This window comes from Halomicrobium urmianum, assembly GCF_020217425.1.
GTDB classification, from domain to species: domain Archaea; phylum Halobacteriota; class Halobacteria; order Halobacteriales; family Haloarculaceae; genus Halomicrobium; species Halomicrobium urmianum.
Genome location: NZ_CP084091.1, coordinates 259,520 through 285,965, shown reverse-complemented (window position 1 = coordinate 285,965; position 26,446 = coordinate 259,520). Strand labels below are relative to the sequence as shown.

Annotated in this window: 25 protein-coding genes and 2 pseudogenes; 16 read left to right on the top strand and 11 right to left on the bottom strand. The window is 62.4% G+C overall.

What is annotated here, in order from left to right; translation table 11 throughout:
* The first annotated feature begins 2 nt into the window (after window positions 1-2).
* From LCY71_RS18240 to LCY71_RS18225, 4 genes are all read left to right on the top strand, one after another.
* Window positions 3-371: a ribbon-helix-helix domain-containing protein gene (locus LCY71_RS18240; RefSeq protein ID WP_225335999.1), complete on the top strand. Its 369-nt coding sequence runs from the start codon at window positions 3-5 to the stop codon at window positions 369-371.
* Window positions 368-937 carry a hypothetical protein gene (locus tag LCY71_RS18235; protein ID WP_225335998.1) on the top strand — a complete coding sequence of 190 codons (570 nt, stop codon included), beginning with the start codon at window positions 368-370 and terminating at the stop codon, window positions 935-937. Before LCY71_RS18240 ends, LCY71_RS18235 begins: the two co-directional genes overlap by 4 nt.
* An 869-nt stretch (window positions 938-1,806) precedes the next feature.
* Window positions 1,807-3,189 (top strand): ATP-binding protein, encoded by a 1,383-nt coding sequence (locus tag LCY71_RS18230; protein WP_225335997.1) that lies wholly within the window; start codon window positions 1,807-1,809, stop codon window positions 3,187-3,189.
* Window positions 3,190-3,497: 308 nt separating this feature from the next.
* A complete protein-coding gene (locus tag LCY71_RS18225; protein ID WP_225336294.1) occupies window positions 3,498-4,439 on the top strand; it encodes a transcription initiation factor IIB in 942 nt (313 codons plus the stop codon).
* Window positions 4,440-5,097: 658 nt separating this feature from the next.
* Here LCY71_RS18225 and LCY71_RS18220 read toward each other — a convergent pair.
* A pseudogene (locus LCY71_RS18220) lies at window positions 5,098-5,337 on the bottom strand (IS5/IS1182 family transposase); the annotation flags it as partial.
* A 194-nt stretch (window positions 5,338-5,531) separates the two neighbouring features.
* Between LCY71_RS18220 and LCY71_RS18215 the strand changes: the two are divergent.
* Both LCY71_RS18215 and LCY71_RS18210 read left to right on the top strand, forming a co-directional pair.
* Window positions 5,532-6,026, top strand: coding sequence for a DsrE family protein (locus tag LCY71_RS18215; protein ID WP_225335996.1), 495 nt, complete (start codon window positions 5,532-5,534; stop codon window positions 6,024-6,026).
* A 495-nt stretch (window positions 6,027-6,521) separates the two neighbouring features.
* Window positions 6,522-8,066 carry a hypothetical protein gene (locus tag LCY71_RS18210; RefSeq protein WP_225335995.1) on the top strand — a complete coding sequence of 515 codons (1,545 nt, stop codon included), beginning with the start codon at window positions 6,522-6,524 and terminating at the stop codon, window positions 8,064-8,066.
* A 342-nt stretch (window positions 8,067-8,408) separates the two neighbouring features.
* On the opposite strand, the gene LCY71_RS18205 is transcribed toward LCY71_RS18210, so the two are convergent.
* The 3 genes from LCY71_RS18205 to LCY71_RS18195 are packed head-to-tail and all read right to left on the bottom strand — an operon-like array spanning window position 8,409 to window position 10,568.
* Window positions 8,409-9,344, bottom strand: a complete 936-nt coding sequence (locus LCY71_RS18205; RefSeq protein WP_225335994.1) for a metallophosphoesterase family protein — start codon at window positions 9,342-9,344, stop codon at window positions 8,409-8,411.
* A complete protein-coding gene (locus LCY71_RS18200) occupies window positions 9,341-9,892 on the bottom strand; it encodes a metallophosphoesterase (protein ID WP_225335993.1) in 552 nt (183 codons plus the stop codon). The genes LCY71_RS18205 and LCY71_RS18200 overlap by 4 nt, the downstream gene beginning before the upstream one ends.
* A gap of 52 nt (window positions 9,893-9,944) precedes the next feature.
* Window positions 9,945-10,568 carry an SIMPL domain-containing protein gene (locus LCY71_RS18195; protein WP_225335992.1) on the bottom strand — a complete coding sequence of 208 codons (624 nt, stop codon included), beginning with the start codon at window positions 10,566-10,568 and terminating at the stop codon, window positions 9,945-9,947.
* Between the two features lie 71 nt (window positions 10,569-10,639).
* Between LCY71_RS18195 and LCY71_RS18190 the strand changes: the two genes are divergently transcribed.
* Window positions 10,640-11,335: a protein phosphatase 2C domain-containing protein gene (locus LCY71_RS18190; RefSeq protein WP_225335991.1), complete on the top strand. Its 696-nt coding sequence runs from the start codon at window positions 10,640-10,642 to the stop codon at window positions 11,333-11,335.
* 89 nt (window positions 11,336-11,424) lie between these two features.
* On the top strand, window positions 11,425-13,161 hold the full coding sequence (locus LCY71_RS18185) for a hypothetical protein (RefSeq protein ID WP_225335990.1): 1,737 nt from the start codon (window positions 11,425-11,427) through the stop codon (window positions 13,159-13,161).
* A gap of 31 nt (window positions 13,162-13,192) precedes the next feature.
* Here LCY71_RS18185 and LCY71_RS18180 read toward each other — a convergent pair whose 3' ends face one another.
* Window positions 13,193-13,684, bottom strand: a complete 492-nt coding sequence (locus LCY71_RS18180) for a hypothetical protein (RefSeq protein ID WP_225335989.1) — start codon at window positions 13,682-13,684, stop codon at window positions 13,193-13,195.
* Between the two features lie 303 nt (window positions 13,685-13,987).
* Between LCY71_RS18180 and LCY71_RS18175 the strand changes: the two genes are divergently transcribed.
* Entirely contained in the window at window positions 13,988-14,890 is a 903-nt protein-coding gene (locus LCY71_RS18175; protein WP_225335988.1) for a phytanoyl-CoA dioxygenase family protein, read from the top strand.
* 64 nt (window positions 14,891-14,954) lie between these two features.
* On the opposite strand, the pseudogene LCY71_RS18170 reads toward LCY71_RS18175, so the two are convergent.
* Window positions 14,955-15,150: pseudogene (locus tag LCY71_RS18170) on the bottom strand (RNA-guided endonuclease TnpB family protein); the annotation flags it as partial.
* Here LCY71_RS18170 and tnpA point away from each other — a divergent pair.
* Complete coding sequence (tnpA, locus tag LCY71_RS18165; RefSeq protein WP_225335987.1) at window positions 15,132-15,506, top strand: IS200/IS605 family transposase; 375 nt, start codon at window positions 15,132-15,134, stop codon at window positions 15,504-15,506. The pseudogene LCY71_RS18170 and the gene tnpA overlap by 19 nt on opposite strands.
* Before the next feature lie 320 nt (window positions 15,507-15,826).
* Here tnpA and LCY71_RS18160 read toward each other — a convergent pair whose 3' ends face one another.
* Window positions 15,827-16,315, bottom strand: coding sequence for a cupin domain-containing protein (locus tag LCY71_RS18160; RefSeq protein ID WP_225335986.1), 489 nt, complete (start codon window positions 16,313-16,315; stop codon window positions 15,827-15,829).
* A gap of 133 nt (window positions 16,316-16,448) precedes the next feature.
* A complete protein-coding gene (locus LCY71_RS18155; RefSeq protein ID WP_225335985.1) occupies window positions 16,449-17,702 on the bottom strand; it encodes an RNA-guided endonuclease InsQ/TnpB family protein in 1,254 nt (417 codons plus the stop codon).
* A gap of 433 nt (window positions 17,703-18,135) precedes the next feature.
* Between LCY71_RS18155 and LCY71_RS18150 the strand changes: the two genes are divergently transcribed.
* Complete coding sequence (locus LCY71_RS18150) at window positions 18,136-18,561, top strand: hypothetical protein (protein WP_225335984.1); 426 nt, start codon at window positions 18,136-18,138, stop codon at window positions 18,559-18,561.
* A gap of 156 nt (window positions 18,562-18,717) precedes the next feature.
* Here the strand turns inward: LCY71_RS18150 and LCY71_RS18145 are convergent, their stop codons facing one another.
* Entirely contained in the window at window positions 18,718-19,275 is a 558-nt protein-coding gene (locus LCY71_RS18145) for a hypothetical protein (RefSeq protein WP_225335983.1), read from the bottom strand.
* A 217-nt stretch (window positions 19,276-19,492) separates the two neighbouring features.
* Between LCY71_RS18145 and LCY71_RS18140 the strand changes: the two genes are divergently transcribed.
* Both LCY71_RS18140 and LCY71_RS18135 read left to right on the top strand, forming a co-directional pair.
* A complete protein-coding gene (locus tag LCY71_RS18140) occupies window positions 19,493-19,750 on the top strand; it encodes a hypothetical protein (protein ID WP_225335982.1) in 258 nt (85 codons plus the stop codon).
* Between the two features lie 550 nt (window positions 19,751-20,300).
* A complete protein-coding gene (locus LCY71_RS18135) occupies window positions 20,301-20,750 on the top strand; it encodes a CAP domain-containing protein (RefSeq protein WP_225335981.1) in 450 nt (149 codons plus the stop codon).
* Window positions 20,751-20,806: 56 nt separating this feature from the next.
* On the opposite strand, the gene LCY71_RS18130 is transcribed toward LCY71_RS18135, so the two are convergent.
* Window positions 20,807-22,096, bottom strand: a complete 1,290-nt coding sequence (locus tag LCY71_RS18130; RefSeq protein WP_225335980.1) for an AAA family ATPase — start codon at window positions 22,094-22,096, stop codon at window positions 20,807-20,809.
* Window positions 22,097-22,108: 12 nt separating this feature from the next.
* A complete protein-coding gene (locus LCY71_RS18125) occupies window positions 22,109-22,786 on the bottom strand; it encodes a hypothetical protein (RefSeq protein WP_225335979.1) in 678 nt (225 codons plus the stop codon).
* Window positions 22,787-23,033: 247 nt separating this feature from the next.
* On the opposite strand from LCY71_RS18125, the gene LCY71_RS18120 reads away from it, so the two are divergent.
* From LCY71_RS18120 to LCY71_RS18110, 3 genes are all read left to right on the top strand, one after another.
* Window positions 23,034-24,620 carry a hypothetical protein gene (locus tag LCY71_RS18120; RefSeq protein WP_225335978.1) on the top strand — a complete coding sequence of 529 codons (1,587 nt, stop codon included), beginning with the start codon at window positions 23,034-23,036 and terminating at the stop codon, window positions 24,618-24,620.
* The gene (locus LCY71_RS18115) at window positions 24,621-25,856 is read left to right on the top strand and encodes a hypothetical protein (RefSeq protein WP_225335977.1); all 1,236 of its coding nucleotides are present in this window, start codon (window positions 24,621-24,623) and stop codon (window positions 25,854-25,856) included.
* Window positions 25,857-25,941: 85 nt separating this feature from the next.
* Window positions 25,942-26,445, top strand: coding sequence for a hypothetical protein (locus LCY71_RS18110; protein WP_225335976.1), 504 nt, complete (start codon window positions 25,942-25,944; stop codon window positions 26,443-26,445).
* Window position 26,446 lies beyond the last annotated feature (1 nt).

Here is a 26,446-nt window from a genome sequence, read left to right as displayed (position 1 = left end):
GAATGGGCGCAAGCGATGATCCGCGACGAGTCCATTTCCAGTCGCCGGAGTATCTGGTCGACCGGCTGGACGCGATCGCGGAGCTCTTCGACAAGGATCGGACGGATCTCCTCGTCGAGGCGATTCGCGAGTACATCGAAGACACGGCCGATAGCGAGACGTTCCAAGAACTCGTCGCGACGAAGTACTACGACGACCAGCTTGAGTTCGAGACGGTCAAGCAGTTGGTCGGCGCCGAAACCGCCCAGCGGCTCCGTCTTCTCAAAGCAGATCTCGAGGACGAGCCACTCGATCTCGCTGCCCCTGACGACATCGACATTTACGATGGTGACGCAACGGCGGCCGAGACCACAACTGACGACGAGCGATGAGCGGCCGGCGACTGGAAACGGTCGTCGCCGACACCAGCGCGCTCGTCAGTCTCGCCGTGCCTCGTGCGGACGCGGCCGTCGACACCGAAACCCCAGACCCGTTTCAGTATCTGCTCACGTCGTGTGAGGTGTTCGTGCCGTCGGAAGTCCTTACAGAGCTCCGTGACATCACGCAGTATCAGGATATCCACGCCGCGGCTGCGAACAATGTCCTCGCAGCTCGTGGCCACTACACGGTAAAGGATCCGTACGGGCGCGAGGATACACCAGACTCGCGACCGACGTTCGGCCTTGACGACGGTGAAACTGATGGCATCGTCCTCGCGAATGCGCTCGATGTCGACGGATTTCTTACTGACGAGTTCGGCGGGACGAATTTCCCACTGATTCACGCCGTGCTACAGGGCCCGCGGATTGTCCCGACGCCGCGGCTCATCGTGGACTACGCTCGGAACGGGCATATGAGCCACGAGGAGGCTCGAAGGCTGATCACGACAATCAGCCCGCATCGGAGCTGGGAGGACAGCCCTTACGTCACGCAATTGCTCCAGCGCCTCGACACGTAACCGGCCTCTGAGTGGCGAGGCCGAACACCCAGCGCCGGCGACGCTCCCTGAAAGCCCTCGGCCGCTCGACGTCCCGCGACCACGGGAAGACGGTCCTGCTCACTCCATTGTCGTTCGAGAGAGCACAGCTCTCTCGTGATGTCGTCAGATTCCGAAGGAATCTGACTGCAAGCGGGAAATCTCTGATTTCCCGCAATGACGAAAGACGCCTACGGCGTCTTTCGAACCACGCGGGCTGCGACTTCCCTGCCTTCGTTCGCTGCGCTCACGAAGCCACCGCTGCGCGCCTCGTGCCTGCGGTGCTTGCGGGGCCGGGGGACGTTCACGGCGCTTTGCGCTGTGAGCTCGGGAGACGAAGTCTCCCGGTGGTCGAGGCGGCCTCGCCCTTTCTGAGTCCGCCAGGATGTCGGCAGCTTCGTCGGTCGATGAGAGTGGCTGACTGGTGAGTCGTCACGGCCCGCACCGCTCGCCGCTTACCGCCCGGAGCGGCGCTCGCGACCGACCATTACGGGCTGCCTGCCTGCAGTAGCGGGCGGGCTGCCGGGCTAAAGTGAATGTGCCCTCGCGCCAGCGGGTATCCCCGTCGGTTGCGCCCCTCGCGGGCGTTTCGCGTTCCAGCACTTGGTGCCGCCTGCGCTGTCGCGCGCCTCTTCGCGGCGCGCGTGCTCGGCGACAGTCTCGAGATAACATTTCACGAGTGTGCTTCAGATTGAAACCCCCCGCGAACAAATCGGTACGGTCTATTTTACGCCCGGAGGTTCTGTGAGGAAGTCTCAAATAAGGTATTTCAAAATTAGGTATATCAGAATACCCTATTTTTATCTACCTTATTCGACGCCATTATTGCGGTGGCCCCAGACTGTGAACGTATGGACGCGTTCGTCGACCGCGATGTAGACATTGCGGCCCTCCAAGAGCAGTATGACGCCGACGAGCCATCGTTGATCACCGTCTGGGGACGCCGGCGTGTGGGGAAGACGGAACTGGTCGAACACTCCATTCGCGACCGGAACAACGTCGTCTACTACCAAGCCACGGAGACGACCAAGCAGGTGCAGCTCGACGATTTCGTGGCGGAGGCGGCGAGAACCTTTCCGAGTATCGAGCGCATCCGCCGCGAGTGGGAGGACGTCCTCGGTTATCTCATTGAGCAGGACGCGCTGATCGTCCTCGACGAGTTTCCGTTCCTAATCGAGAGTGACGAGAGCCTCCCCTCAGTTGTCCAGCGACTGTGGGATCACGAAGTCGAGGACACGGACGCTACGTTGGTACTCGTCGGGTCGTCGATCAGCATGATGAAGGAGAAGGTGATGAGTGGCGGGAGTCCGCTTCATGGCCGGTTCGACATGCGTCTCCAGCTGGAGGAACTGCCGTTCGACGCTGCCACGGAGTTCTTCTCCGACTACGACCCCGAGAAGACGGTGCTGGCGTGGGGTGTCTTCGGCGGGACGCCACACTATCTGCAGGCCGTCGACGACGACCGACCACTGGAGGAGAACATCCGGGATGCCGTCCTTTCGAAGCGCGGGTTCCTCCACAACGAACCCGAGTACGTACTGCGAACGGAGCTAGAGAATCCGAACCGCTACTTCTCGATCCTGAAGGCGATCGCCGCTGGGAACAAGACCTCGAACGAGATCGCGCAGGCGGCCGGTATCGACTCCGACCAGATCAGCCACTACTTGAAGAATCTGCAGGATTTGAAAATTGTCGACCGGGAAGTGCCGGTGACCGAGAACCCCGCACAATCTCGACGCGGGCAGTACGTGGTGAAGGACGCACTGTTCCGGTTCTGGTTTCGATTCGTCTACGGACAGGGCGAGAAGTACGACCGTGCAGGCACCGACGCCTACGAGGAACTGATCGAACCACACCTCGCGGATGCGGTCAGTCCGAAATTCGAGGAACTGTGTCGAACCGCCGTATACAACCTCTACGACGGGTACACGTTCGATCAAGTCGGCCGCTGGTGGTATCAGGAGCAGGAGGTCGACGTGGTCGGACTGACGACCGACGAGACGATGGTCGCCGGCGAGTGCAAGTTCACCAACCAGCCGATGGGGTACGACGTGCTGAACGACCTCGAAAGCGACGTGGAAAGCATCCGTTGGACGCCGCGAGGTGGAGGCGACGTCGCTCACGAGTTCTGCTTGTTCTCCCGGAGTGGTTTCAACCAGAGTCTGCTCGAGGCCGCAGAAGAGCGCGACGATCTCCGCCTATTCTCGACCGAGGACGTCGTCACCGCGTTCTAATTCCGCGCGGCCACGAGTACCGATACTCGTGCTTCTAGAAGGTGACGGTCGGCATCGATTTGATACGACAGTTAGCAGCCACAACAGACCGGACCGAGTAGTTGTAGTTCTGGAATCAGCCAATGTTATTTTTACGAATATTCTAAGTAGAAACCACTCCGTTGTAGAGGGATATACGACAGTGACTTAAGCAACATTGTCTGGATCACAATCCATCTCAATCGAATTCCGCACTCGGTAGCGTTTATTGTCCCTCAATGGGTGAGGGGCTCGCTGTACTGGCGGGCGCCCCGAACACGGTGAGAACGATGGCAACCAGAGACATCTACGAGAGCGGATTCGACGAAGACATCCGAGCGGAATCGAGTGCGAACCAGTGTCCCGAGTGCGACGGCCGGGTCACGACGAACGCGGTCGAAACGGTCTGCGAGGACTGCGGTCTGGTTATCGACGAACAGTGCATTGATCACGGGCCGGAGTGGCGGGCGTACGACGATGAGGAACGTGAGCGAACGGGCGCACCGCTCACTGCCATTCGGCACGATCGAGGCTTACCGACGAAAATCGGTCGTGGTACCGACGCGAAGGGGAACACACTCTCTGGGAAGAAGCGACGGCGGCTCGCTCGGATGCACCGTGAGCAGAGCCGTGGCCGGTGGCGATCCAAAGCCGAACGGAATCTCGCACACGGGCTGAGCGAAGTCCGCCGGCTTGTGAGCGCCCTCGACATTGCTGATTCAGTGCGCGACCAGGCGTGTCAGCTCTTCCGGAGTGCCCAGAACGAGGATTTGCTTCGCGGCAGATCCATCGAGGCTATCGCCGTAGCCAGCGTGTACGGGGCCTGCCGGTGCAACGGACTCTCCCGGTTGCTGGGCGAGATCAGCGAGATGGCCCGCGTCGCGGAGTCACGAGTGACGAACGCGTACAGAACGCTGAACGAGGAGCTGGGGCTCCCTGCTCAGCCCGTCACTCCCAGTATGTACGTCCCGCGACTTGCCTCGGACCTCGAATGTCCGGACGAGATCCGACAGCAGGCCCGACGGCTCGCGGAGCGGGCTGAAGATCTCGGTGTGATGACCGGCGTCCACCTGGCCGGGTTTGCGGCCGCCTGCCTCTACAGGGCCGGGAAGAAGCGCGAGCAACTCCTGACGCAAGCAGAGTGCTTTGGGGCTGCAAACGTCTCAGCAACCATGGTTCGAAAACACGTAACACACTGCAGCAACTGGGGTAACTCTCATCCTGAGAGCTGAGACTGGCTGCTGGACGTGTCCATCTCGAGATCCCCGATGCGATGTCTCCTAATAAGGCACGCAAGTATCTCATCAGGTTCCTCGAGCGGCAAGGCCTCGATAGTACTCAGAAATCTACGACGCACTCGCGGCCGAATAGGACGCATTCTGGCCGTACTCGTTCTCCTATCCATCTGTTCTACAGTAGAGGGCCTTGTTTAGACGCGGAACAAGGACAGACCTCCCGCCCTGGTGGAACTACAAATCAGCCACTCGGTGGAGCCGCGTAGATATTAAATGGTTCTTTGAGCCAACCCCAGATACTTATCCAGCCAAGAGAGTAACTACGTATAGACTTCCAGAAGTCAGCTATACTATCACCTGTGGCTATCGGTATCGTCTTCTTTGGGGTCTATACGGCACGCTGGCTATTTGATATACCGATACCAGGTCCGATTGTAGATGGGTTGGTTATCGGTGTCATTGGAGCCGCATTACTCATCGGATTTTTCAATGATCAGACTGGTGGGAGATTTTGGGTGACGCTGGCCCAACCGCTGGCAATAGTTGTCACATTTACCGGCGCAGAGGCTATCCGAGACGTTGGGAACTATCAGCAGCGACTCGCTCCAACTAGGTTCCAAACTTACGCACTTGCTCTCCTCCTCGCGTTCGTTCAATCCGGCAGTTCGCTGAGGTCGAGACCCAACTTCTTAACGATGCCGTGCATCTCGTGAAGCAGATCGAGGAGCCGCCGATATGGGAGGTCAAGATACTCGCGGAGACCGTGAATTGCGACGATTACTCAGTCAGCGTAGCCACCGTCGCCCTTCTTGACTGGTGGATCAGGATCGCCTGATACAGCACGTTTCGCCAACGCTACGAGTCGGTCTGTAAAACGTGAAAGACGAGAGGGCACACTACTCAGCTCGCGCTCTGATGGTCGTTAGCTCATCGAAGTGAATCGTTCTCTACAGCGTCTAAACACGGCCCAGAGGCTGTATTCACCACAGCAGTCAGTACGAGAGTGAGAATCCAGTCAAATTGGATTGTATTACATCTCATTATTCTTAGTATGGTGTTTATTGTGCAAGGTACACAATTCCAGAACGCATGTTACGACGAAACTTTGTTGCAGCCGCCGGAACGATCAGTGCCCTCCTCTTCGGGAGCGAATCGGTCGGTGCTGCAGGCAATCGACGTGATGACCAGGGCGAGCAGCACGGAGCCCAGGACGCACGTCCGACGCCGCCCGCGAAGACGGTCCTCCACCTGTCTGGTGGGGAGAAATCAGCCTACCAGGGTGCGCTGATGAACGCGAAGAACCTGCTGGACGACGACTCGGTGCCGGTAAAGGACCTCATCCTCGTGGCGAACGGACCGGGCGTCAAGGTGTACACGCCGCCAAGCGAGGGGGACAACGAGTTCGCCGACCTGATCAACTCGCTGCAGGAGCGCGGGGTCACCTTCCGTGCCTGCGAGAACGCCATGGACATGTTCGACCTCACCGAAGACGATCTGCTCGATGGCGTCGAAACCGTTCCCTCCGCCGTCGGTGAACTCGCCCGGCTCCAGGAGCTCGACTACGGCTACATCAAGGCTCCGTAGCGGGCGAGGAATCACTCTGAACGGTTTCCGCTTTTTTGTCCGTCGGAGAGTATCCATACCTGCGTGTCGGACGGCGGCTCATCCCCGGTCGAGCACCCGATATGCGTTTGTGACTGCGGGGGACGTCGATGGAGTAGTAGAACTCTCCCTGCCGGCGCTGAACTACCGAAAAGCCGGTCCATCTGTGATATTAACAACCGACTCTGTCCCAATTGTTAAGTAACCGGTGAACTGCCGATCCTGACTCCGCTCATCGTTGTCGCTGGAAACCACTACGCCGACGTGCTACCGGACCTTGCCGATGCAATTGATCACTTCCAGTTGCTAGGCCGGAACGGGACTTGGGAACGACAGTCGCTCACCGATGCCGACGGTGAGTCTCGTCTTCACCTCGACGGATGGTCATTCCCGAGTCGGTACCACCACGAGAGTCCGTTAGCCACGTACGACCTGGGCGACGACGGTGTGCCCCGTCTCGGCGTTGTCCACGCGGACGTGAGTGACGAGGATCGGTACGCCCCGGTTGCCGTGGATGACTTGGCGACGAGTGGGCACGAGGCCTGGGTGCTTGGGCACCTCCACGTCCCGGGGACACGTCACGACAACCCGCCGGTCCTCTATCCGGGCTCCCTACAGCCGCTAGACCCGAGCGAGACTGGCGGCCACGGGGCGTGGCTGCTCTCGGTCGAAACTGACGGCACAGTTGATACGGAACCGCTCGATTCGGCGACACTGCACTACGAGGAGGTCACCGTCTCAACAGCCCCCGACGAGGGATTCCACGACATCGTTGATGCCACACACAATCAGTTGCGTGACGCAGTCACTGAGTGTGGCACTGAAACTGAGCTCCTAGCGGTCAACTTGGTTGGCGAGTCACGGCGGATCGAACTCAACGGTGACGTCGCTGAACACATCCGCGATGGCGCCTCCGCTGATCCGATTCCGGTGCCGTCGCTCCACGGTGGCCGTCGGTATTCACTCTTGCACGATATGCTTCAGGAGGAAACCGACGACGGCGAGTTTGCGAACGTCATCCAGCGCGAATCGACTGGCGGGTTCAATATTGATGCTGTCCGGGAAAAGTTCGGCCTCAGTGGCGGGGCCAGTTCAGCTACGCGGGGGATTAGTGAGACGCAGGAGGCGGGGGATGCCATCGAACGGGTTGAAGAATTGCGGCGGGAGGCTCCGGATCTTGAAGAGGAACGGGCGCGGCTCAGCCGACTCGAAGAGGAGCTTTCGGCTGCTGCCGCTGCGCGAGAGCGCGTCAATCTGCTTGAGACGGCGATCGAGTACAAGAAGGCGCAAGACGACTACGATCAGCAGGTTGAGAAGCTAGAGTCGTTCCCGGATGAGCTGGAGTCGTTTGACGGTGATGAACTAGAGCAGCTTGAGACGCTTGAGGATCAAATCGAGAAACAGAAGCGCCAAGACCAGGAGGCGGCTGCGAAATATCGCGAGGCCGCTGAAACGCTGGCTGGGACGGAACTCCCGGAGGATGGCGTCAGCGATGAGGATTTACAGACACTCCGAGAGCACCGGGACAATCTCGCTGACGCTGAAGACGACCGTGATCGGTTAGAGCGAGAAGTAGCTGAGGCAACAACTGAGCGCGATGAGATTCGGAAGAAGATTCCGCTTGATCTTGACGACAAGACACTCCGCGAGGTTGAGACGGAGGACCTTGCTGAACTCCGATCGTTCGTCAGCAAGGTGGCTGAAGTCGAGGGCAAGAAGTGGGTCAAAGCCGCTATTGACGACTGGCTCGGCGATGACTCTGAGGACCAGAAGGATCGGGAAGCGCTTGAGAGTGGCCGGAACGCGCTTGAAAATTGGCTTGCAGCCCAGTCAGAACAGGCCACTGACGACCAGCAGAGTCGGGGACCCGTTGTAGCGGCTGTCGCAGCTGGGATCTTGACGGCGCTCTCGGGGGGCGTAATTGCACTGCTGGTGCACAGTTTCTCGACCAAGTTGAGGAGACGAAAGCGGCGTTCGAGCGATTGTCAGAACTCATCGAGAAATGTTCCGGACCAACTGTAGTCCTCTCCCACGTGCCTCCCTACAATCTCGAAGCAGATCGTCACCACTCAGTCGGTCAGCGTGAACGGGATCTCGAATCACTGCATGTAGGGTATATCGGACTGAAACTGGCGCTCCGTACCCACGAACCGCTTGCAGTACTCCACGGCCACTCGCACAACCCACAGTACGAACTCGTCGCCGGTAGCGTGCACTCGCTTAATCTCGGCCTGCGAGGGATTGCCAACGTGTCGATTGCTGACGAGAAGGGTGGATTCGCCTTCAATCGACTAGCAGTGAAGGAATAAGAGACTCGCTCCATCGGTCCAGCAATATTTCGGGATCGCTGGGGACGAGAACCAACTATACGGACAGTTCGTCGACCTGGATAGTTCCAGTTCTGTCGACACTCACGCTGGCGATACCGGACTCGCCTGGATTGTAGACGTACGCGTGGCCTGTCGCAGTCTCGATTGCGGAGAACCCTTGCTGGTGGGTGTGGCCGCTGAGACAGGCCACCGGCCCCGTCTCCGCCAGAGCGAGTCGGAGTGCAAGGGACCCGAAGTGATAGTCACCGTCGTGTGCGTGGGGTTTGCGGCAGTCGAACGGGACAGCGAACGGGGAGATATGACTAGCCACGACGACCGGTCGTGGTGTCTCCCGCACGGTTGCGACTACCTCGTGGAAGCGGTCCTCGAGCGTCGCAAGCGACTCCTGCAAGTGGGCCTCGGCGTCCCGACCGTCGATACCTAGTCGATCAGCTAGTTCTGCACGGGACAGGGTACCCGCCATGTAGCGGCCCGCCAGTTGAAGGAGGGTATCGGCCACGGTATCGGGCGTCACCGGGGTCCCATCGTCGAGCGGGACATCCGGGTAGTCGGGCGTCAACAGCGCCGACGGGAAGTCGAACTGCTCGCAGCCCCAGCCGGCGACGTGATACCCCGCCCCATCTGCATCGACCTCGGCTGACCTGCGATGAAGCAGCGTGACGGCGTTGAGGCCCTCTGTCAACCGACGCGTACAGGCGACCGGATCGTGGTTGCCAGGGACAGCTAGGACGGGTGTCCCGCAGTCATCGAGAGACTCGAAGAACGCGCGCCCGCGCTCCTCGTAGACCGCTCCGGATTCTGGATCGTGGTCCCGGTTCTCGTCGACGACGTCGCCGAGTGAGACGACGACGTCGTGGCGCTCGACGGGCAGATCGCTAACCGAAAGCGACTCGCCGGTTGGTCGAAGGTGGAGGTCGCCGACCACGAGGAGGCGAATCGTCTGCGTCCCGCCGGTTGCGTCGTGGGTCATACCGATGCATCGGCCTCCGTCCGGTCCGCGAACCGCTCGTCACGGTCGAGATAGGTCACGAGCTCATCCATCGGGAGTGGACGGTACCCGAGTAGTTCGACCGAGAAGTTGACGCGGCGAGTTGCAGGGTCGACAAACGGGAACTCGTCCGGCCAGTTGTTGTGGTGGTGTCCGTGGAGGAGCCATCCGTTGACGGATCCCGATGCATCGGTAGGATCGTGAATCGCGTAGAACCGCCGTCCGCCGTGTTCGAACTGATAATGCTCGAAGAAGTCGACGCCGTCAAGCCCCTCGAGTACCGTTTCGTCGTGGTTGCCCAGCAGGAACACGAGCTCGCCGTTAAGTTCGTCGAGCCAGTCTAGCAGGTCGGCGGCGTCTCCCGAGATGGTCAGGTCACCGCCGAACAGGACCTCGTCACCCGGATCGATGACCTCGTTCCAGCGCTCGACGAGCGCCTCGTTCATTGCCTCGACGGAATCGAAGGGGCGATCGCAGTAATCGATGATGTTCCCGTGATCCAGATGGAGATCAGAAGCGAGGTAGTCCATGTGTGGTGTATTGTTCAATGAAGGGTCAGTCTTACCCAGGTATGTAATTGAGTCACTCGTCGACGAGTTCGTAGACGACCTCAACCGACTCGGAAACAGTGATCGGCTCCGGCGAGAGGTCGGCCTCGGCCCCGTCCGCGAGTGCGTCGTCGACGATGCTCGACGTCCCGAAGCAGTCGTCGTCGACCGTCGTCATCGATCGGACGTCACCGAGAGAGAGGTCGTGGGCGGCCGCCATCTGCTCTGCCTGGCCCCTGGCCCGCTTGACGGCTCCGGCGAGGGCGTCCGCCTCTAGCTGTCGCCGGACCTCGTCGCGAAGTTCGAACGCCACACTCGGAACAGTCCCGCCGGCGTCGGTCGCCAGTACGACGAGGTCCGCTACGGCCTCTGGGAGACACTCAACACGCAGTCGCTCGACCGCCTGATACGGTGCGGAGTTGTCCGCCTTGAACATAGACGTCGAGTCCTCGACCGTGAGTTCGACGGTTGCGATCCGCGCGGCATCGGCGTCGGCCCCTCGGAGCGCCGTCCGAACGGTCTCCGCTCGATCGCGTGCGGTGCGCTGTGCCGTCGTCCCCGAATCTCCTTCGCCGACCGCCGTCACTTCGATCGCCGCCCGCTCGGGAACGGCCGTCCGATCGTCGGTAGCCGCCGTGGTGAGTGTCCGTTGATCCATCCTACGCGTCCTGTAGTCTGGGGGGTAATTCAAAGGGCACGTCGGGAGACACGTGCTGTAGACACGTCGCAATGGCACGATACACCCAGTCGGATCGGGGCAAGCAGCGGGAAGAAAACGAAGACCACGCATTCAGCTTCAGGCTGGGAGACGTCTTCGGCGTCGGGGTTGCCGACGGGCTTGGCGGGCACGCCGCGGGCCAGGTGGCCAGCGAGCTCGCGAGCACGACGTTCGCCGAGTCGTTCCAGGAACTGTACGACGGCGGCGTCGATCGGAGCGTCGTTCGGCTCTGTTTCGAAGACGCCGAGAGCGTCGTCCAACGCCGGATGGACGAGGAAGACGACAACCGCGGCATGGGAACGACCCTGGTCGCAGCCGTCGTCGCCGACGGGCGAGCGCTCGTGGGGAACGTCGGTGACAGTAGAGCCTACCTCGTCACAGATGAGACGATTCGGCAGATTACGGACGACCACGCCGAAAATATACCGTACGGGAGCCCGGGCCGCCGAAAGTCGCTGACGCGGCTCACGCAGGCGATCGGCACCGAAAGCGAGGGCGTCGAGCCCGATATCTTCGAGCTCGAACTGTCGGAGAACGATGGGCTGTTGCTGTGTTCTGACGGGTTGACGGACGAACTCGACGACGACCGCATCCAACGCGTCGTGGCCGGAGCAGACGCTCTCGATGAGGCCGGCAGGCGGCTGGTCAGGTACGCGAACCGGAGTGGCGGCCGGGATAACGTCTCGGTCGCGCTCTACGCACCCTGACCGGCCCGGGAGGTAGCGTCGATTCCATCGGCCGGTACGGACTGTATCGCGGGATGAAATTTATTGATCGATCCATCTGGGTATACACCATGGTCACCTGGCGTCTGTTCGGGCGCAGTAGCGTCCAGCGGGAGAACCCGAACGTCACCGTTCCGACAAGCACGTTCGAGGAAACCACCCTCGAACCCGGCCACGACGTCTTCTGGGCGGTAGACGAGAAGCTAGAACTGGCCGCACTACTCGAGAAACATCCGTTTGCCGCGTCCGATCTAGACCGATCGCGGTACCAGGCGCTCGGGAGCTTCGGTCTCCGCGGCGCCAACTCCCGCATGGTGCGGATTCACGAGGACCTCCGCGAGGACGACACCGACTCGGATGGGGGGGCGTCGGGCGACTCGCCGCAACAGTTCCACCCCGGTCAGCGTCGGTTGTTCATCGCACCCGCGAGCGAGGTCCCGCAGTCGTCACTCGTCTGCATCGCAGCCGAGCGGGAACTGCGCGAGCGACTCACAGATGGCGACAGCTGGGCGCAGAGCGAGGAGAACTACTCGGCCGTGTTCGAGGCGGGGCTGGGCGACACACTCACGATATCCCGATCGGCGGCCGGTCGCGACGATCGAAAAGGAGCCGTCGATGACAGAGCGCTGTTCGAGACCACGGACGAGCTGCACGACATCTGCAGCGACGTTGATTCGGAGATCAGAGAGGTCATCAGACGTATCCCCAGCGACGACGCCTTCGAGATGGTCGAACGCCAGTACTCCAGTCTCATCACCGGGACACTCCTCGACCACGACGTCGAGTCGGAGACGTTCTTCGAGGGCCTCTACGACGAAGGAGGGACGACGGTCGACGACGTCGGTCCCGTCGACCTGCGGATCGACATCGACCGGGAGATGTCCGAGATCGCGTTCGTCACCGATCGGGGGACCCTGCGGGTTGAGGAGCCCGAACTATTGTGGGACTGCCACTGCGCGAAACCGGTCGGGAACTTCGAGCCCCATCAGCAGCCGGCGACGGCCGCGGAGATCGAATGTCCGATCCACGATCACGACCTCGGCGAGCACGTCACAGATCTGTTCCGCTCCGGGCTAACCATGATCAGGTACGAAGATGTGGACGTCCTCTGGCAGCGATCACGGAACCTGTGGCCGCCCTCTGTGGACGCGATCCGGATGGTCGAGGCCCTGCGATCGGACGGCGTGTTCGATTCAGACGTCGAGTCCGTCGCCGACATCGGAACTGGGACCGGATTCCTTGGAATCACTCTGTCCGAGCACTGCCCGATACTCCGGGAGGCGTACCTCACTGACTGGCTCCTCACGCCGGTCTCGACCGCGAAGCTGAACTGGGCGCGGAACGTCAACCGGCAGCCGAGTTCAGTGCCGGACCTGAAGCTCCGTCTCGGGATGGGTGTTCACTTTGCTCACCACCGGGATCTGATAGAGCGCTCCGAACCACTTGATGTCTGCGTGTGCAACCCACCGTACCTGCCCGACCTCGAGGACTTCGAGGACGTCAAGATAAACCACACCGTTGGCGGCACGGACCTCCTCGAGGCGGTCATCGAACGCGGGCCAGAGATCGCGGAGGACGTGTACGTCAACTTCTCTGACATTGCCTTCGACGCCGCCAAACGCGCAGCCGAGCGGAGCGGTGCGGAACTCGAACTCGTCGACGAGACGTGGACGGTTCCGTTCCGCGTTCTGCCGGCGCTCCGGGTGGACGACTACACCGAACAGCTTCTAGACCACGGCCTGAGAGAACAGGAAACGGGCCGATATCGATACTGGCACGACATCGGGACGTACCGCGTGAAAGTTTAAACCGGACCACGACGGCCGTTCGTTTGCCGTGTCAGTGGCCGTCGAGCTCATCCACGTCTGTGATGACAGGCCGACGGTCGCACTCCAGAGGACTGGAGGTGGATGTCCCCGGCTTCGCCGCCTCGTCTCCGCAGAGGGCGAGGTTGGCACCCAGCTGGGTTCCGGACAGCAGGTACGCCCACCGGACGTGTCGGTCGTCGGGGAAAACGAAGTGCAATTCCTGTCCGACTTCGATCATCACCTCGTCGGGGACCCCTTCGCGCTGCGCGTCGTGAGCGGTGCTTTCGCCGTCACCGGGGAAGAACTGGAACGGGACCGTAAGCCGGTAGCCGTCGCTCTCGCCACCGACTTTCCGCGAACTGATCGGTCGGACCGTAGGCCCCACGTGCATCGAGTCGGACAGCACGATCCGACCCGTCGTCGTCTGGACCCCCCAGTAGCCCTCGTCACCGACGCCGAGGAGTCCGGTAGCCCGGAGCCTCTCGGGCAGCGGCACTCGTCCTTCCGCCGTGACCTCCACCACGCCGGCGTGTACCCACCCATTGCCGTCGCACCCGTTACCGTTCGAACTCTGGTATCCTGGTGCCGACATCCATCACTACGTCGGAACCACAGGGGGATAGAGTCGCCAGCCGCTGGGTGGGCAAACCCACCAGCGAAAGACGTTAATACGAGGAATTTCCGTCGAGGGTGGAATAGTCGCTCTGGTCGCTCACGGGAGTGTTCAGACCGGTAAGGTGCCCGGGCTGGACCGGCAATCGTCGCGGCCTACGACCGCTGTAGCGCCGCCTGCTTCTTTTTTATTCCACGTGTCCGGCATCGACACGTGACCACCGTACAAATCGGCGATCGAGAGCTGGAGTTCGGCAGTGACGAGCTCGTCAGGCTTCGCGACAGCAGCGAGCATCTCAACGACCCGGAGACGCTCCGAAAGCGGCTGGACGAGGACGGATACCTCTTCATCCGCGGGTTCCACGATGAGGCCCTCGTTCAGGCGGCCCGAGAGGACGTCCTCACCCACCTCGACGACGAGGGACTCCTCCACCCTAACGAACCCGCCGAGGAAGCTCTAGTCCACCCGGACTGGACGGCCGACGAGTTCGACATGAGCGGGTCCTCCTGGACCCACTACCCGAACCTGGAGACGCTGATCAACGGTGACGAGACGATGTCGTTCTTCCAGCGGCTGTTCGACGCGAAGCCGTTCGTCCTGGACCGGAAGCGTGGTCGGGCGAAGGCCACGGGGTATTTCACCGGGTTCCACGTCGACAGGATATTCATGGGACGGGGTACGGAAGACCTGTACACCGCCTGGCGTCCGATCGGAGACTGCCCGGTAGAAATGGGACCGCTCGTTCTCTGTCCCGGCTCGCACGATCACGATCGACTCCGCGAGACCTACGGCCAGCTGGACGTCGACGTGGACCGCGTCGATCCCTTCTTCTCCCGCAACCCGTACGACGTGATCGATACCATCGGTGGACCCCTGGCGACGGCGGACTTCAGGGCCGGGGACGCGCTCATCTTCGACACGTACATGCTCCACGGGTCGCTGACGAACCGGACGGACCGGTTCCGCATCAGCGTCGACACTCGGTACCAGTCCATCGAGGACCCCGTCGATCCGCGTTGGGTCGGGGCCGATCCGGTCGGCCAGTACAACCTAGACGACTGGGGACCCGAGGATCTAACCCCCATTGCCGAACTCCGTGAGCAGTGGGGACTGTGACGATTCCGGTCGACTACAGACACTGTGAACCGCCTCGGGGTCAAGCCCCGAGGCTTCCCGTGGTTTAATCGGACACTCCCACGATACCATCGGCCTGATAGCCTCGAACGGTCGAGTGGGTCACGGTCGGGGCGTCCACGGCCCGATGCCTGCCGTCGCACCTTCCGCACTTGGGGAAGGCTGTTGAGAGCAGGCACATTCCAATCGAGTTTCTTCATGCCTTTCACGGTGATGTTGACGCTTGCACCACGGTCGCTGCTACCACTTCGTGTGGTGTCCGAAGTACCGCCACGCGATTCTCGAACCAATCGAGGACTCGCTGGAAGCGAGTTTCCGCGACGTGTGTGACGAGTACGGCTACGAGATACTGTCGCTATACATTTCACCAGACCACGTACATCTGTTCCTTTCCGCCCACCCGAAGCACGCACCGGGCGAGATTGTTCGGACAGTCAAGAACATCACGGCGCGGGAGATGTGGGAACAGCACGAGTCGTACTTGGAGAGGTATCTATGGGGTGGTGGATTCTGGGAGCGATCGTACTACATCGGGACTGCGGGAACAGTCTCAACAGAGACGATTGAACGGTATATCGAACGAACAGAACACGTCTGAGTGTCGGCTTCACCCTCGAGGTCAAGCCCCGAGGCACTCGCCTTGCTCATCTGTAGACCGGCGCCCGCCCTTATTCACCCCCGCGTCGTACCGTTCAGATGGAACATGGAGCTGACCATTGAAGAGACGTCGAACGGCGAACAGACGGACAATGAATCTCGGGCCGACTGTGTACGGTCCGGTCGCAGCCGGTGTGGCTGCGCCAGGTGACGCGTCACTGACCGTTTTTTCGACGGAATACGGACTGCGACAGCCCGTCACTTGCGGGCTGGTACTTCGAGGCCACTGCGGACTGCCGGTTCTCGTTTCCCGCCCGTGGATCAGTCCAGGCCGCTCTCGAAGACGCCATCGCAGGCGGGACACTGCACCATCAGCCGCCCCTCGACCATCACCGTGTCGAGGAATTCGCTCTCGCCACAGTCGGGACAGGTTCTGGGGACCCGTCCTGCCGTCGAGTCCCTGGGCGCTCCGATCGCCAGCACGACAGTCCGGTCCTCGCTCTCATTCCGTCCCTGCTGGTAGTCGCCGGGTTCGAATCGGACGACTTCGTCCGCTTCGACATCGACAGTCTCAGTGTCCGCTGCTGGATCGGCGGTCACCTCGAATGTCACGGTGCCGTCGAGCACGAAAAAGATCTCCTCCTGGTCGAGATGAGCGTGTAATCCACCGACAAACGACTCACCAGGATCGAGCGCATAGTAGTTCACAGCGACATCGGTCGCTCCGAGCGGATCAGTGAGGGGACGTCGGTCGATGTCTGCATCTCCCTCCGGTTCGGGTTCAACCTCCGCGATAGATAGTCTCTCCATACTGTGAGTCTGTTAGGCGGTCGTACTTGAGGAGTGGCAGTGGTCTACAAGTAGCGTAGATTTCTCTCGACGTCAGCCTCACAGATGACATCCTCCCCGGCGTGAATGCCGGAGTTTCCCGAGCGTTGGGATATTATGGTTCACGGGACACCTGCTCTTGTGGGGCTATTTGCCCCGTGGATTTATCGAACAGGCGCACCACTGGCTGTGCCATCCAGCCGTTATCCCGATCTCCCCCGTCACAGGCGAGATTCGGGAGTCCCTTCTGTCGGATGTTCTCTGCCCCGTTCACGTCGGCGTTGGCGACCAGCCCACACGCCTCGCAGACGTACAGCCCACGCTCGACGCGCTGGTTGTCGTCGGTGGTTCCGCACGACGCACACGACTTCGAGGTATCGCGTTCGTCCACGCGCTCAACGCTGATGCCGCGCTCGGAGGCTTTGTATTCCAGCAGCTCGACGAAGCGGTCGAACGCCCACCCGTGTAGATCCAGATTGCCGTGGTCGCTCCAGTCGGTTCCCTCGCGGATGCCCGAGAGGTCGCCCACGGCAATCGTCCCGACGTTTCGGGCGGTACACTCGGCCACCATATCTGCTGACACAGCGTGCAAGAAGTGGTCACGTCTGCCCCGGCGCTTGCAGTCCAGTCGGTGCGCTGTGTGGGGGTCGCTATCGTCGCACTTCGCTCGCTCTTTCTGGAAGTAGTAGTCGTCCTCTTTGAGTGCGCCACCGGGGTACAGCAGGGCTTCGTCTCCGACCGCGATGGCGGCGAAGTTGCAGATGCCGAGGTCGATGCCGGCCACCCGGTCGCCGGGCGGCTCCGGGTCGCCAGTTTCGACGCGACAGACGATGTGTAACTCCCACTCGTCGCCAGTCCAGACTGCCCGAACTTGCTGGACGTTTTGTACGTCCACGCCCGGGTCAGCGGCGTACTCACAGAGGACGAAGTCGGACCACGAGTCTTTGAGATTCGCCCCCTTTGAGAGTCGAATCCTGTTGTGGTCGGGATCGTGCTTGAAGCCGTCCTCTTTGAACGTGACCGTCGAGCGCGGGTGGTCGTCGCCGTGCTTGCGGTAGCCGGGCGGGTTCGCATCCCCGTTACCGTTCTCGCGGTGGGCGTACCACGACTCGAACGCTTCAGCCAATTCTTCGAGAATTGCCTGACTGGATTGTGCGTTCAAATCCGCGTAGCGTTCGTGACTCTTGAGGTACGCTTTGAGCGCGCTGTCGCCTGGAATCGTGCCGGTTTCGTGCCAGATGCGGTCACACGTCCACCAGGCGACGTTCCAGAGTTTCGAGGCGGCAAACCCGAGCGAATCGAGGTCGTCACACACCTGCCGGTGGTTGCGGATGGATGCAACGTAGGTGCGCGTGACCTGATTCGCCATAGATAGCCTATGACGGACTAGCTACATAATTGTATGCAAACCAGAGTGAAAGAGGAATATCTGGCCCGACAGACCTGCGTGGATTGTCACACCGGGCTACGCGATTCACGCACGGCCTGAAGGCCGGGATTCTCTCGCTGAATCAAGATAGACCAACGAACGGTCGAGCGAGACGCCAGTCGAGTCGGTAGCTATTACAAAGCAGTACGAAACCATCTAGCAGGTATCTGTATATTAATTCCAGCTACTGGATTCGTAATATGCACTGACAGGACCATAACAGTCCATTTCCTGCTAAGCTGCTAGTATACAGAGGAGGGGATTTACGTGTTCCTGTACCATACGTCATCTCATGGATAATGGCGCCGTGCGCCAGAGCGGTGAGCTGTTTCGCGGGATATTGCGGCGATTGCGGTCCGAGACGTCGTGGGAAGTGGACACCAAGTTCGCGCAGACCGAACAACAGATTGCCGCCGTGATCGACGGAGAGACCAGGCGCGGCGAACTGTTCTACACTCACCCGGAGACCGAGGCACGGCTCACAGTGCGGTTCCCTGCCCTCGACACGGGCCACGCAACCGAGTTGCTGCTCGACAACGCCCTCGACAACCAGCTCCAGTACAGCGAGGACGGGTTCGTAGGCGAGCTCGGGAAGGCGCATCGATCGATTGCCCGTCGTCGATCCACGCCGTACGTCGAACCCGTCACCGATCCGTCACTGATTGCCCGGGTACACGTCCCCGTTGAGTACGACGAAGCGACGCTGATCGAGTCCGTCAAAGCCACCGAGCAGATCGCAGTCGAGTGCGACCAGCTCCACAAGGAGTTGACTGACGTCCTCGCCGCCCGTATCGAGTGACGCACCAACAGCCGAGCAACCTCCAGACCGACGAGGACGGGCACAATGCGTTTGGTCCGGAGTCTCTGCGACCCGCTGGCGAACAGAGGAGGCCCGGTACGACGTTCGGATTCCCGCTGACGGCCGTTCTGGGTGATCGACCGTCGACTCACCCTGCTACGCGTGGCAGTGCGAGTCCATCAGCTCACCGTTCGATGAGTCCGGACCGTCAGACAGTATCTCCCGCAGAGGGGACTGAACGTCCTCGTGGAGGCGCTGGACGCGCAGGGCGGTCGCGGTTATCCCGATCATCATGGATCGGAGCTTTCCCTCGGTATATTCGACGGGGACACAGCCGTGGAGGACAACAGTCGGATCCGCGACGGGTTCGACGTAGTCAGCCTCGTAGATGGCGGCGATAGTTCGGTGCGATCGGCCCAGCGAGCCGATAAAGCCGTCCTCTGCGGGCCGGATCTCCTCGTCGAGCGGTTGATAGAGGACGATCCTCGCTGCGTTACCACCCCGGTAGTCGGGAAGCGTGAGAAACAGGTCAGCGTCGGTGTAGAGGTGGGTGAGCCGTAACTCACCGACAGATGGGGAGTCGGCGGCCGCCTGATGTGCGACTTCCTCGACGCTCGGTTCCCCCTCGATGGGGATCCAGGGAAACTCGCCGATCAGGGACTCGATCAACGACCGGTAGTAGTCGCGGTCCTGCTCTAAGGCTGCTCTCGTCATGGCGTTATCACACGGTAGTGTGAGCGGCGTCGGGAACGTATACCGCCACACTCTCCTACAGCGGTTGTAGATCCACGGTAAGACGTCCCGCGTCCGGGCGACTGTCGTAGGATGCTGACGACGCGAGTCGAGCCGGGGGAGAACAGACTTATCCACAATCTACAGCGACTGTACGATCCCGCGAACGTATATCGGAGTCCAACAGGAATGCCCGTCTATGCCAGCAAAGACCGGTCTCTCGCACGCTGGGGCTGCGTTCGTCACTGTGCTTCTGGGACTTACAATCGAGGTGTACGTCGAACGCCTAGCGCTCGTCGAATCCGTCACCGACCATGCGGGACAATTCGTTACAGTGATCTCCGGCGGGTCGATTGATCCGAGTCTCGGCGGCCCGTTGATCGTTGCCACTGGTCTCTCCTTCGTCTGGGGCGTGTTCTATCACGCGGGCCGGTTTGATCGATCCCCAGGCGGGTAGTTCTCCTGATAGGAAGTTCGGGGCAGTGGACCGGGCTGTCGTCCTGAACAGCCGCGTTTCCGGTCAGGTTGGTGGACCGACCCACGGCGTCTGTCTCGGCACGGCGACAGTCGTTGACGAGTGATCATCTTCAGGGTAAGGACTCGGACTCCTCCACACGCTGTAGAGGAGGGTGTGGTCGTTTATACCGGCGGAGTGACCAGACGTGTGTGATTCGACCCGATTTCCACATGGACGAGGCCAGTCAGGGCCGCCGATCACGCGTCCGTGAACTGTGCTGGAGCGGTTCGCCGTCACTGCTATCCGATTATAGTCGTCTGACCGGACCAAGCGACCGCCGTCGAAACCAACTGAGGGAGTGCAGATGAGCGGAGTTGTCACGGCTGTCCACGAATGCGACGACTGCAACACCGTTACCCCACTCTCGCGCCACGCAGACGCGGGCTGCGACGGCCCCGTGCTCTACGTCGATGGGAAATGGATCTGTGGTCGGTGCGGCGACCCTATTGCGGCGACCGCCCGATGTCGCGAGTGCGGTTCTGATACAATTGTGAAACGACGGGACGTCCCGCTGGACGTCAGTCCAGACGTCGCCCCGACGGAGGTGGAGCAGGCGGTCCACGCCGAGGTCAACGAGATCCGCGACCGGGAATCACTCCCCGCTCTCGGTCTCGACCGCCACCTCGCTGGCATCGCCAGGGAACACAGCCGACGGATGGCGACGAACGGCTTCTTCAGTCACGAGTCACCTGACGGCGATACCGTAGCCGACCGGTACGACGCCTGGAACTACAGCTGGCGGCGCTGCGGCGAGAACATCGCGGCCCGCCATCCGACGTCGCTCAGGGACGCCCGGGCTATCGCCCGCGAGGTCGTCGACGGGTGGCTGCACTCGGACGGCCACCGGGAGAACCTCCTCGACCCCGACTGGAACGTCGAAGGGATCGGCGTGTACTACGCCACCGACGGGAGCGTCTACACGACACAGAACTTCGCGTGAGTGGCGGTTCGGATCGAAGTCCGATTCGCAAAAGTACGACTGAGAAGCCGGCCGCTTCAGGGGCCGGTAACTGACGACCCGTACTCCTCGTCCCACTCGTAGAAGCGGGCGACATCCTCCTCCGGGAGCGACGGCGACGTCGTCTGGAACGCGTGCTGGAAGTCGCCGGGTTCCACCGGGGCAACGTCGAGCGAGTGGTCCCGCAGCCGCTCGACGCTGTCGTCGACGAGTCGGTCGAGGTCCGGGTTCCGGCGTTCTATCATACTGTTAACAGCCCCTCTACAGAGCGCTTCGATGTCGCGGCCGGTGAATCCCCGGTCGACGCAGCGTTTCGCGATGGCGGTGACCGGATCATCGACTCGTCCGTCGATCGACGCGCCGGGCACGAACTGACGCGGTTCCCCCTCGAGTCCGACGCCACCGTCGACGGTGTGAATACGGACGATCTCCGCGGCGGCCGCCTCGTCGGGCAGGGGAACGTGAATTCGCTGGGGAAACCGGCTTCTAACGGCCGAATCGAGGGCCCACGGGGTGTTCGTGGCCCCGAGCGTCAGGACGAACGAGTCGGTCGACTTCTCGACACCGTCGAGTTCTGCGAGCAGTGTGTCCAGTACGCGGCGCGAGGTCCCGTTCATGTCGCTGCTCCGGGACTGGGTGAGCGAGTCAATCTCATCGAGGAAGACGACGCTGGGGCTCAGGTCAGCGGCGGTCTCGAACAGGGCGGAAATCTGCTTGGAGGACTCGCCGTACCACTTCGACAGGAGATTGCCCAGCTCTACCTTGAAGAAACTGGCGTCGAGCGATCCCGCAACGGCCGATGCCATGAGAGTCTTGCCGGTTCCAGGGGGACCGAACAGGAGGATCCGATCGGTCGCGGATACCGCGTCGGGTTTGTCCGCGATGGACCCCAGCGCGATTGCGCGTTTCATGTTCCGCTGGACGCCGTCGAGACCGCCGATGTCCGCCCACGTGGTTTCGGTCTCGCAGAGGAACGACTCCATCCGGGCGCGCACCTCCTCGTCCCCGTCGGGCTCCTGCGGCGGGCGACGGTCGTCCTCGCCGTCCGCCTCGGACGGGACCGACCGCTCGGTGCCGTCCCTGAAGTGGTTCGCGAGGTCGTCGCCGCTCCGGAGGATGTCCGCCGCCCTGTGGAGCCGGGCGACCTCGTCGGAGCGGTCGCGCCCCTCCGCGTCGGCGAGTTCGGCCAGCACGTCAGCCGCCTTGTCGTAGTTGCGTGCGGCGTCCCGCCTGTCTCCCCGCTGGCGGGCGTCCGTGGCGTCCTCGAAGAGGTCCTCGTACTGCTCCCGCAGGATCTCGATCCGATACGAGTTGGGGTCCGAGTACATGTGCCAGCGCCCTCAGAACTCCACCGGATCGTCCCCGGTGCGGTCGTGGACGCGCGCCGAGGCGGCCGCCTCGGCGTCGACGTCGGCCTCGGCGAACGTCTCGTCGGCCAGTTCGTCGAGGGTGGGCACGTCCTCGCCGTTGCGCGCCGCGCTGATCGCCGCGCTGACGCGGTCGTCAGTCAGCGAGTTCGCGTGGGCGCCGTTGTCGTTCCACGTGTCCTCCATGTGCTCGTTGGCGGCGGTCATGGTGTCCCGGCGGTCCTCGCGGTCCTCGAGGGTTTGCTCGATGTTCCGAGCCTCCCGCTCGAACTGCTCGGGGTTCATGCTCGTGGGGATGCCGTTCAGGCCGGCCTGGTCGATCTGCTTCCCGAGGGCGGCCTGCTGCATGAAGCGCAGACCGTCGAGGATCTCCGTCCACAGCGAACGGAACGCCTCGTATCGCTTCAGCGCCAGCGAGGCCTCCATCTCCAGTTCCGGGACCCTGGTCGGGTTGGCGTCCTCGGCCTCCTCGATCAGTTCGTCGAACTCCGCCATCGATTCGTCCATCTTCCCCTTGAACTGCTGCTTCTGTCGCTCAAGCTTCCGGATGCGTCGCTGGAGCTCGAGCGGACTCATCTGCTCGAAGCGGCTCTCGTTGAGCACGACGCGACCGAAGCCGCGCCTGGCCTTCTTGACTGCTTTTCGGAGCATTCCACTTCGAAGGAGGAACCCATCAATAAAAGGTGGGAACAGCCGCCTACAGCCATTGTAGCCCCGGTACTGCGGGCCGGAACCGGCCGACAGCACGGTCCCGATTCCAACGGGACGCGGCGCCGATACGCTGGCGGCGGGACCGGGACCAGACGATGAACGACGTACGCGTACACGCACGGGCCGCCTACAGGGGCTGTAGGCCGGTTTCGACCTTTAGGACTGGACCGTCCGTTCGACGAATCGCATGCAAGACACGAGTGATCTGACCGACGAGCACGGAGCGCTCGTCGAGTTTTGGGAGAAGGTCGACCTGGTCCTGTACCTCGTCGTCATCGCTGTGATGACGCCGGCGGTGACCCGAATGATCGGGGCAGGCTGGGAGTCGAACGGAATCGTCCGCACGTCGGTGTACGCCCTCGAAAGGGCGATCGGCGTGTCGCACGCCGAGTTCAAGCTCTTCTGTCTGGGCGCCTACGGTGGGCTCGTCGGGCTGCTCCTGCTCGACGAGCTGAAACGGATGCAAGGCGTGTTGCTTGCCGTCGCCTCCGCGATCGCGCTGTGGGTGTTCCGGTCGCAGGGGCTGCTGTACCCAGTCGACCCGGTCGCGCACGCGCCGGCGCTGGGGGCTGGTCTCCTCGCGGCGTTCGTGCTCGGCGGCGGGTTCAAGCTCCGCACTGACGCCCCGCCCTACGAGTTCCGGCGGGCGACGGCCACGCTGTTCTGGGTCGTCACCGTCATCGTGGCCCTGGGCTTCGTGGAGAAACACGTCGTCTACCCCACACCGATCGGTGCGGCGTCCACCGAGACCGGCCGGACCGCCGCGCTCGCGGCGGAGGTGTCCATCGCCGGGAACCGGCTGTTCTCAGACGCTCTCGCCTCGGCGACGTTCCTCGCCGGCGCGTACATGTTCACGAGCTACGAGGCCAAGACGAGGACGTTCGTCATGGGCGTCCAGCGGGCGGGGAAAACGCTCCTGGGGGCGGCGCTGTACATGGCCGCGGACGACGAGGCCGATACGACCCGCCTGAACCCCTCCGAGCCGATGTCCCAGCTCGTGAGCTCGCTCCGGGCGGCCGAGGAGGGGTGGGGCACCGACGAGTACACCGGTCCCACGGGGAAAGGCGAGTACTACCTGCTGGACTTCCAGACGCGCGCCGGATCCCTGTTCAAAGAGTACGTCGAGGTCGACGTCCTCGACTACGCCGGCGAGTACATCGACGGCGACCTCGTCGAGCGCGTCGCCGACTCAGTGCCCAGATCCCGGCTCTCGCTGAACTACCTCGTCTATATGTACGAGTCGATCCGCGGGCTCCCGTCGCTCCCCGAGTCCGCGACCAACCTGGGCTCAGACGAGATTCAGCGCGTCATGACGAAGCAGATTATCCACTCGGACACGCTGGTGATCATCGTCGACTCCGGGAGCCTCATGCCCGAGCTCCCGTACGGCGAGGACGACTACGAGGCCCAGGCCGATCTGTCTGAGTACCTGAACAGCTACGTGCAGATCCTCCGCCACGTCAACGAGAGCGTGCTCGCGGAGAAGGAGGTCGTCCTCGTCGCGACGAAGGCCGACTACCTCTACCGGCTGTACCACAACAGCTCGACGCACCTCACCTTCTTCAACTGGGTGAACTACCACCTGCTCGAGTCCCCGGAGGGGAAGGAGAAGCTCGGGCCGCTGCTCAACCAGGCGCAGGTCGGTCGAGTCTACCCGGTCTACTATGACCTCGACCACGGGGCGTCGCTAGAAGCCGGAGAGCCGGTCCCGGAGCATCCTCTCGAGATACACGGCAACGAGAACCTGCTCGCCCGCCTGAAGGAGGGTGCGTAAATGTCGCGGACCCGCCTGTTCCGCAACGACGGGGCGGAGATGTTCGCGGACGACCCCGATCAGCTGGAGTACATCGATCCCGGGATCGTCTTGCTGTACGCCGACACGGGGCGGAATCTCGTCTGTAGCTACGTGGAGGGCCGGCTTGGCCAGCCGATCCAGGCGACGCTGGAACACGAGTTCGACGACGAGGTAGACCTGACGGCGCTCGGCGGTGCCCTGAAATCGCTCGACACCGGATCCTTCGAGCGGAGCAGCGCTCCGCAGGACGACAGGTCGAGCCCGCGGTGGGCCTTCGACGGGCTCGCTGAGGACCCGCTCCGGTTTGGCGACGCGGAGACGGCAGCGATCCGCAGGCTCCTGACGGGGACGGCGTCGGGTGCGGAGCGGTGGCGGCGCGGATGGCGTCCACGCCACCGCGACGAGGCGACGCCGGCGCTGGACTTCGCCGTCGCCTCCGTCTACGACGGTGCGCGACTGTTCCGGTTTCTCGTAGAGGAGTTCACGGCGGCGGACGTGACCGTGGCGCTCTCCAAGTCCGGTCGAATCGGGACGCTCGCCGGGACCGACGTCGTCCTCCACGTGGCTCCGAACGAGGTGCCGCCCGACCGCCGCGCCTGCCCGATCGAGGGGACGAGCGAACTGGTCGACGCCGAGCGCGAGCGGGCGGTCGCCGAGCGGTTCCGCGCTCGCCTCGACGATCCGATCGAGGACCTGACCGAGGCGGTCGCGGCCGGCGTCCGGGACGTCGACGGGCTCTCGGAGGAGCAAGCGCGCTCCGTGCTCCTAGAGCGTCTCGACGACTGGCTCGGGGAGCACGCCGGCTACGACGTCGTCGACCCGACTCGCAGGCGCGCTCTCCTGGCCGGGCTGGCGGCGTCCGGCCTCCTCGCGGGATTCGGGCTGGGCGTCGCGGCGTCCAACGCAGTCCGCCAGTCCGCGGCGGCGGCGCGTCGACGGTTGGGATCGGTCGGCGCCGCGACTCTCGACCGCGTCCAGGCGTCCGTCGGTGTCCCGTCGGTCGGCTCGGAACAGTTGCTGATCGGGGGCGTCGCGGTCGCAGCCGCAACGCTGCTCGTTGCGACTGTCCTCGTCCGCCGGCGCCGCGGCGGCGATCGTCCCGACATCGCGGTCGGGAGCGCCAGATCCGACGCCATCGCCCTGGGGTTGAACGTCGCGGTGGCCGCGTCGCTGCTGGCGCTGCTGGTCTCCGTCGCCCTCCTCATCGTCGGCTAGCGACGCGTAGTCCCAACCGGACGCTTGTCGGGACTACCTGGGATATACGCAAGATTAAAACGGGATTTCGCGGTATGTAGTGACGATGAGTGGCCCATTCGACGAATCGGAGACGAAGTCACAGCCTGATTCCGGCTGGATCTACGTGGCGCCGGACACGGTCAAACACCAGACCGGGCGGGTCGTCCTCCCGGACGGCCTGTTCGAGGCCGAGATCCTGGAAGACCGGGGAACGGCATACTGGGCCTACGATCGCGTCGTCGGGGTCGTGATCGTCTCGAACGCGGAACTGGAGGACGATGACTACCACACGGTCGACGATATGGCGATCTACGGGGACAGGCAGTGCAAGATACCGGAGCCGTTCTTCCCGCCCGACCACGACGCTAGGCCGGATCAGGTGTCGGAGGCCGTCCACCAGAAGGCCTACGTCCGCCGCGGGGAGCGTCGCCACTTCGTCTATCAGGTCGGGATGGACGAGGGGGAGACGCGGTCCTGCTACCTCCTGACCGACGAGCAGCTACAGAAGCGCATCACCAGCGCCGACGACTGGGTCGGGAACTTCGACTCGATCCCCAAGTTCTTCTGAG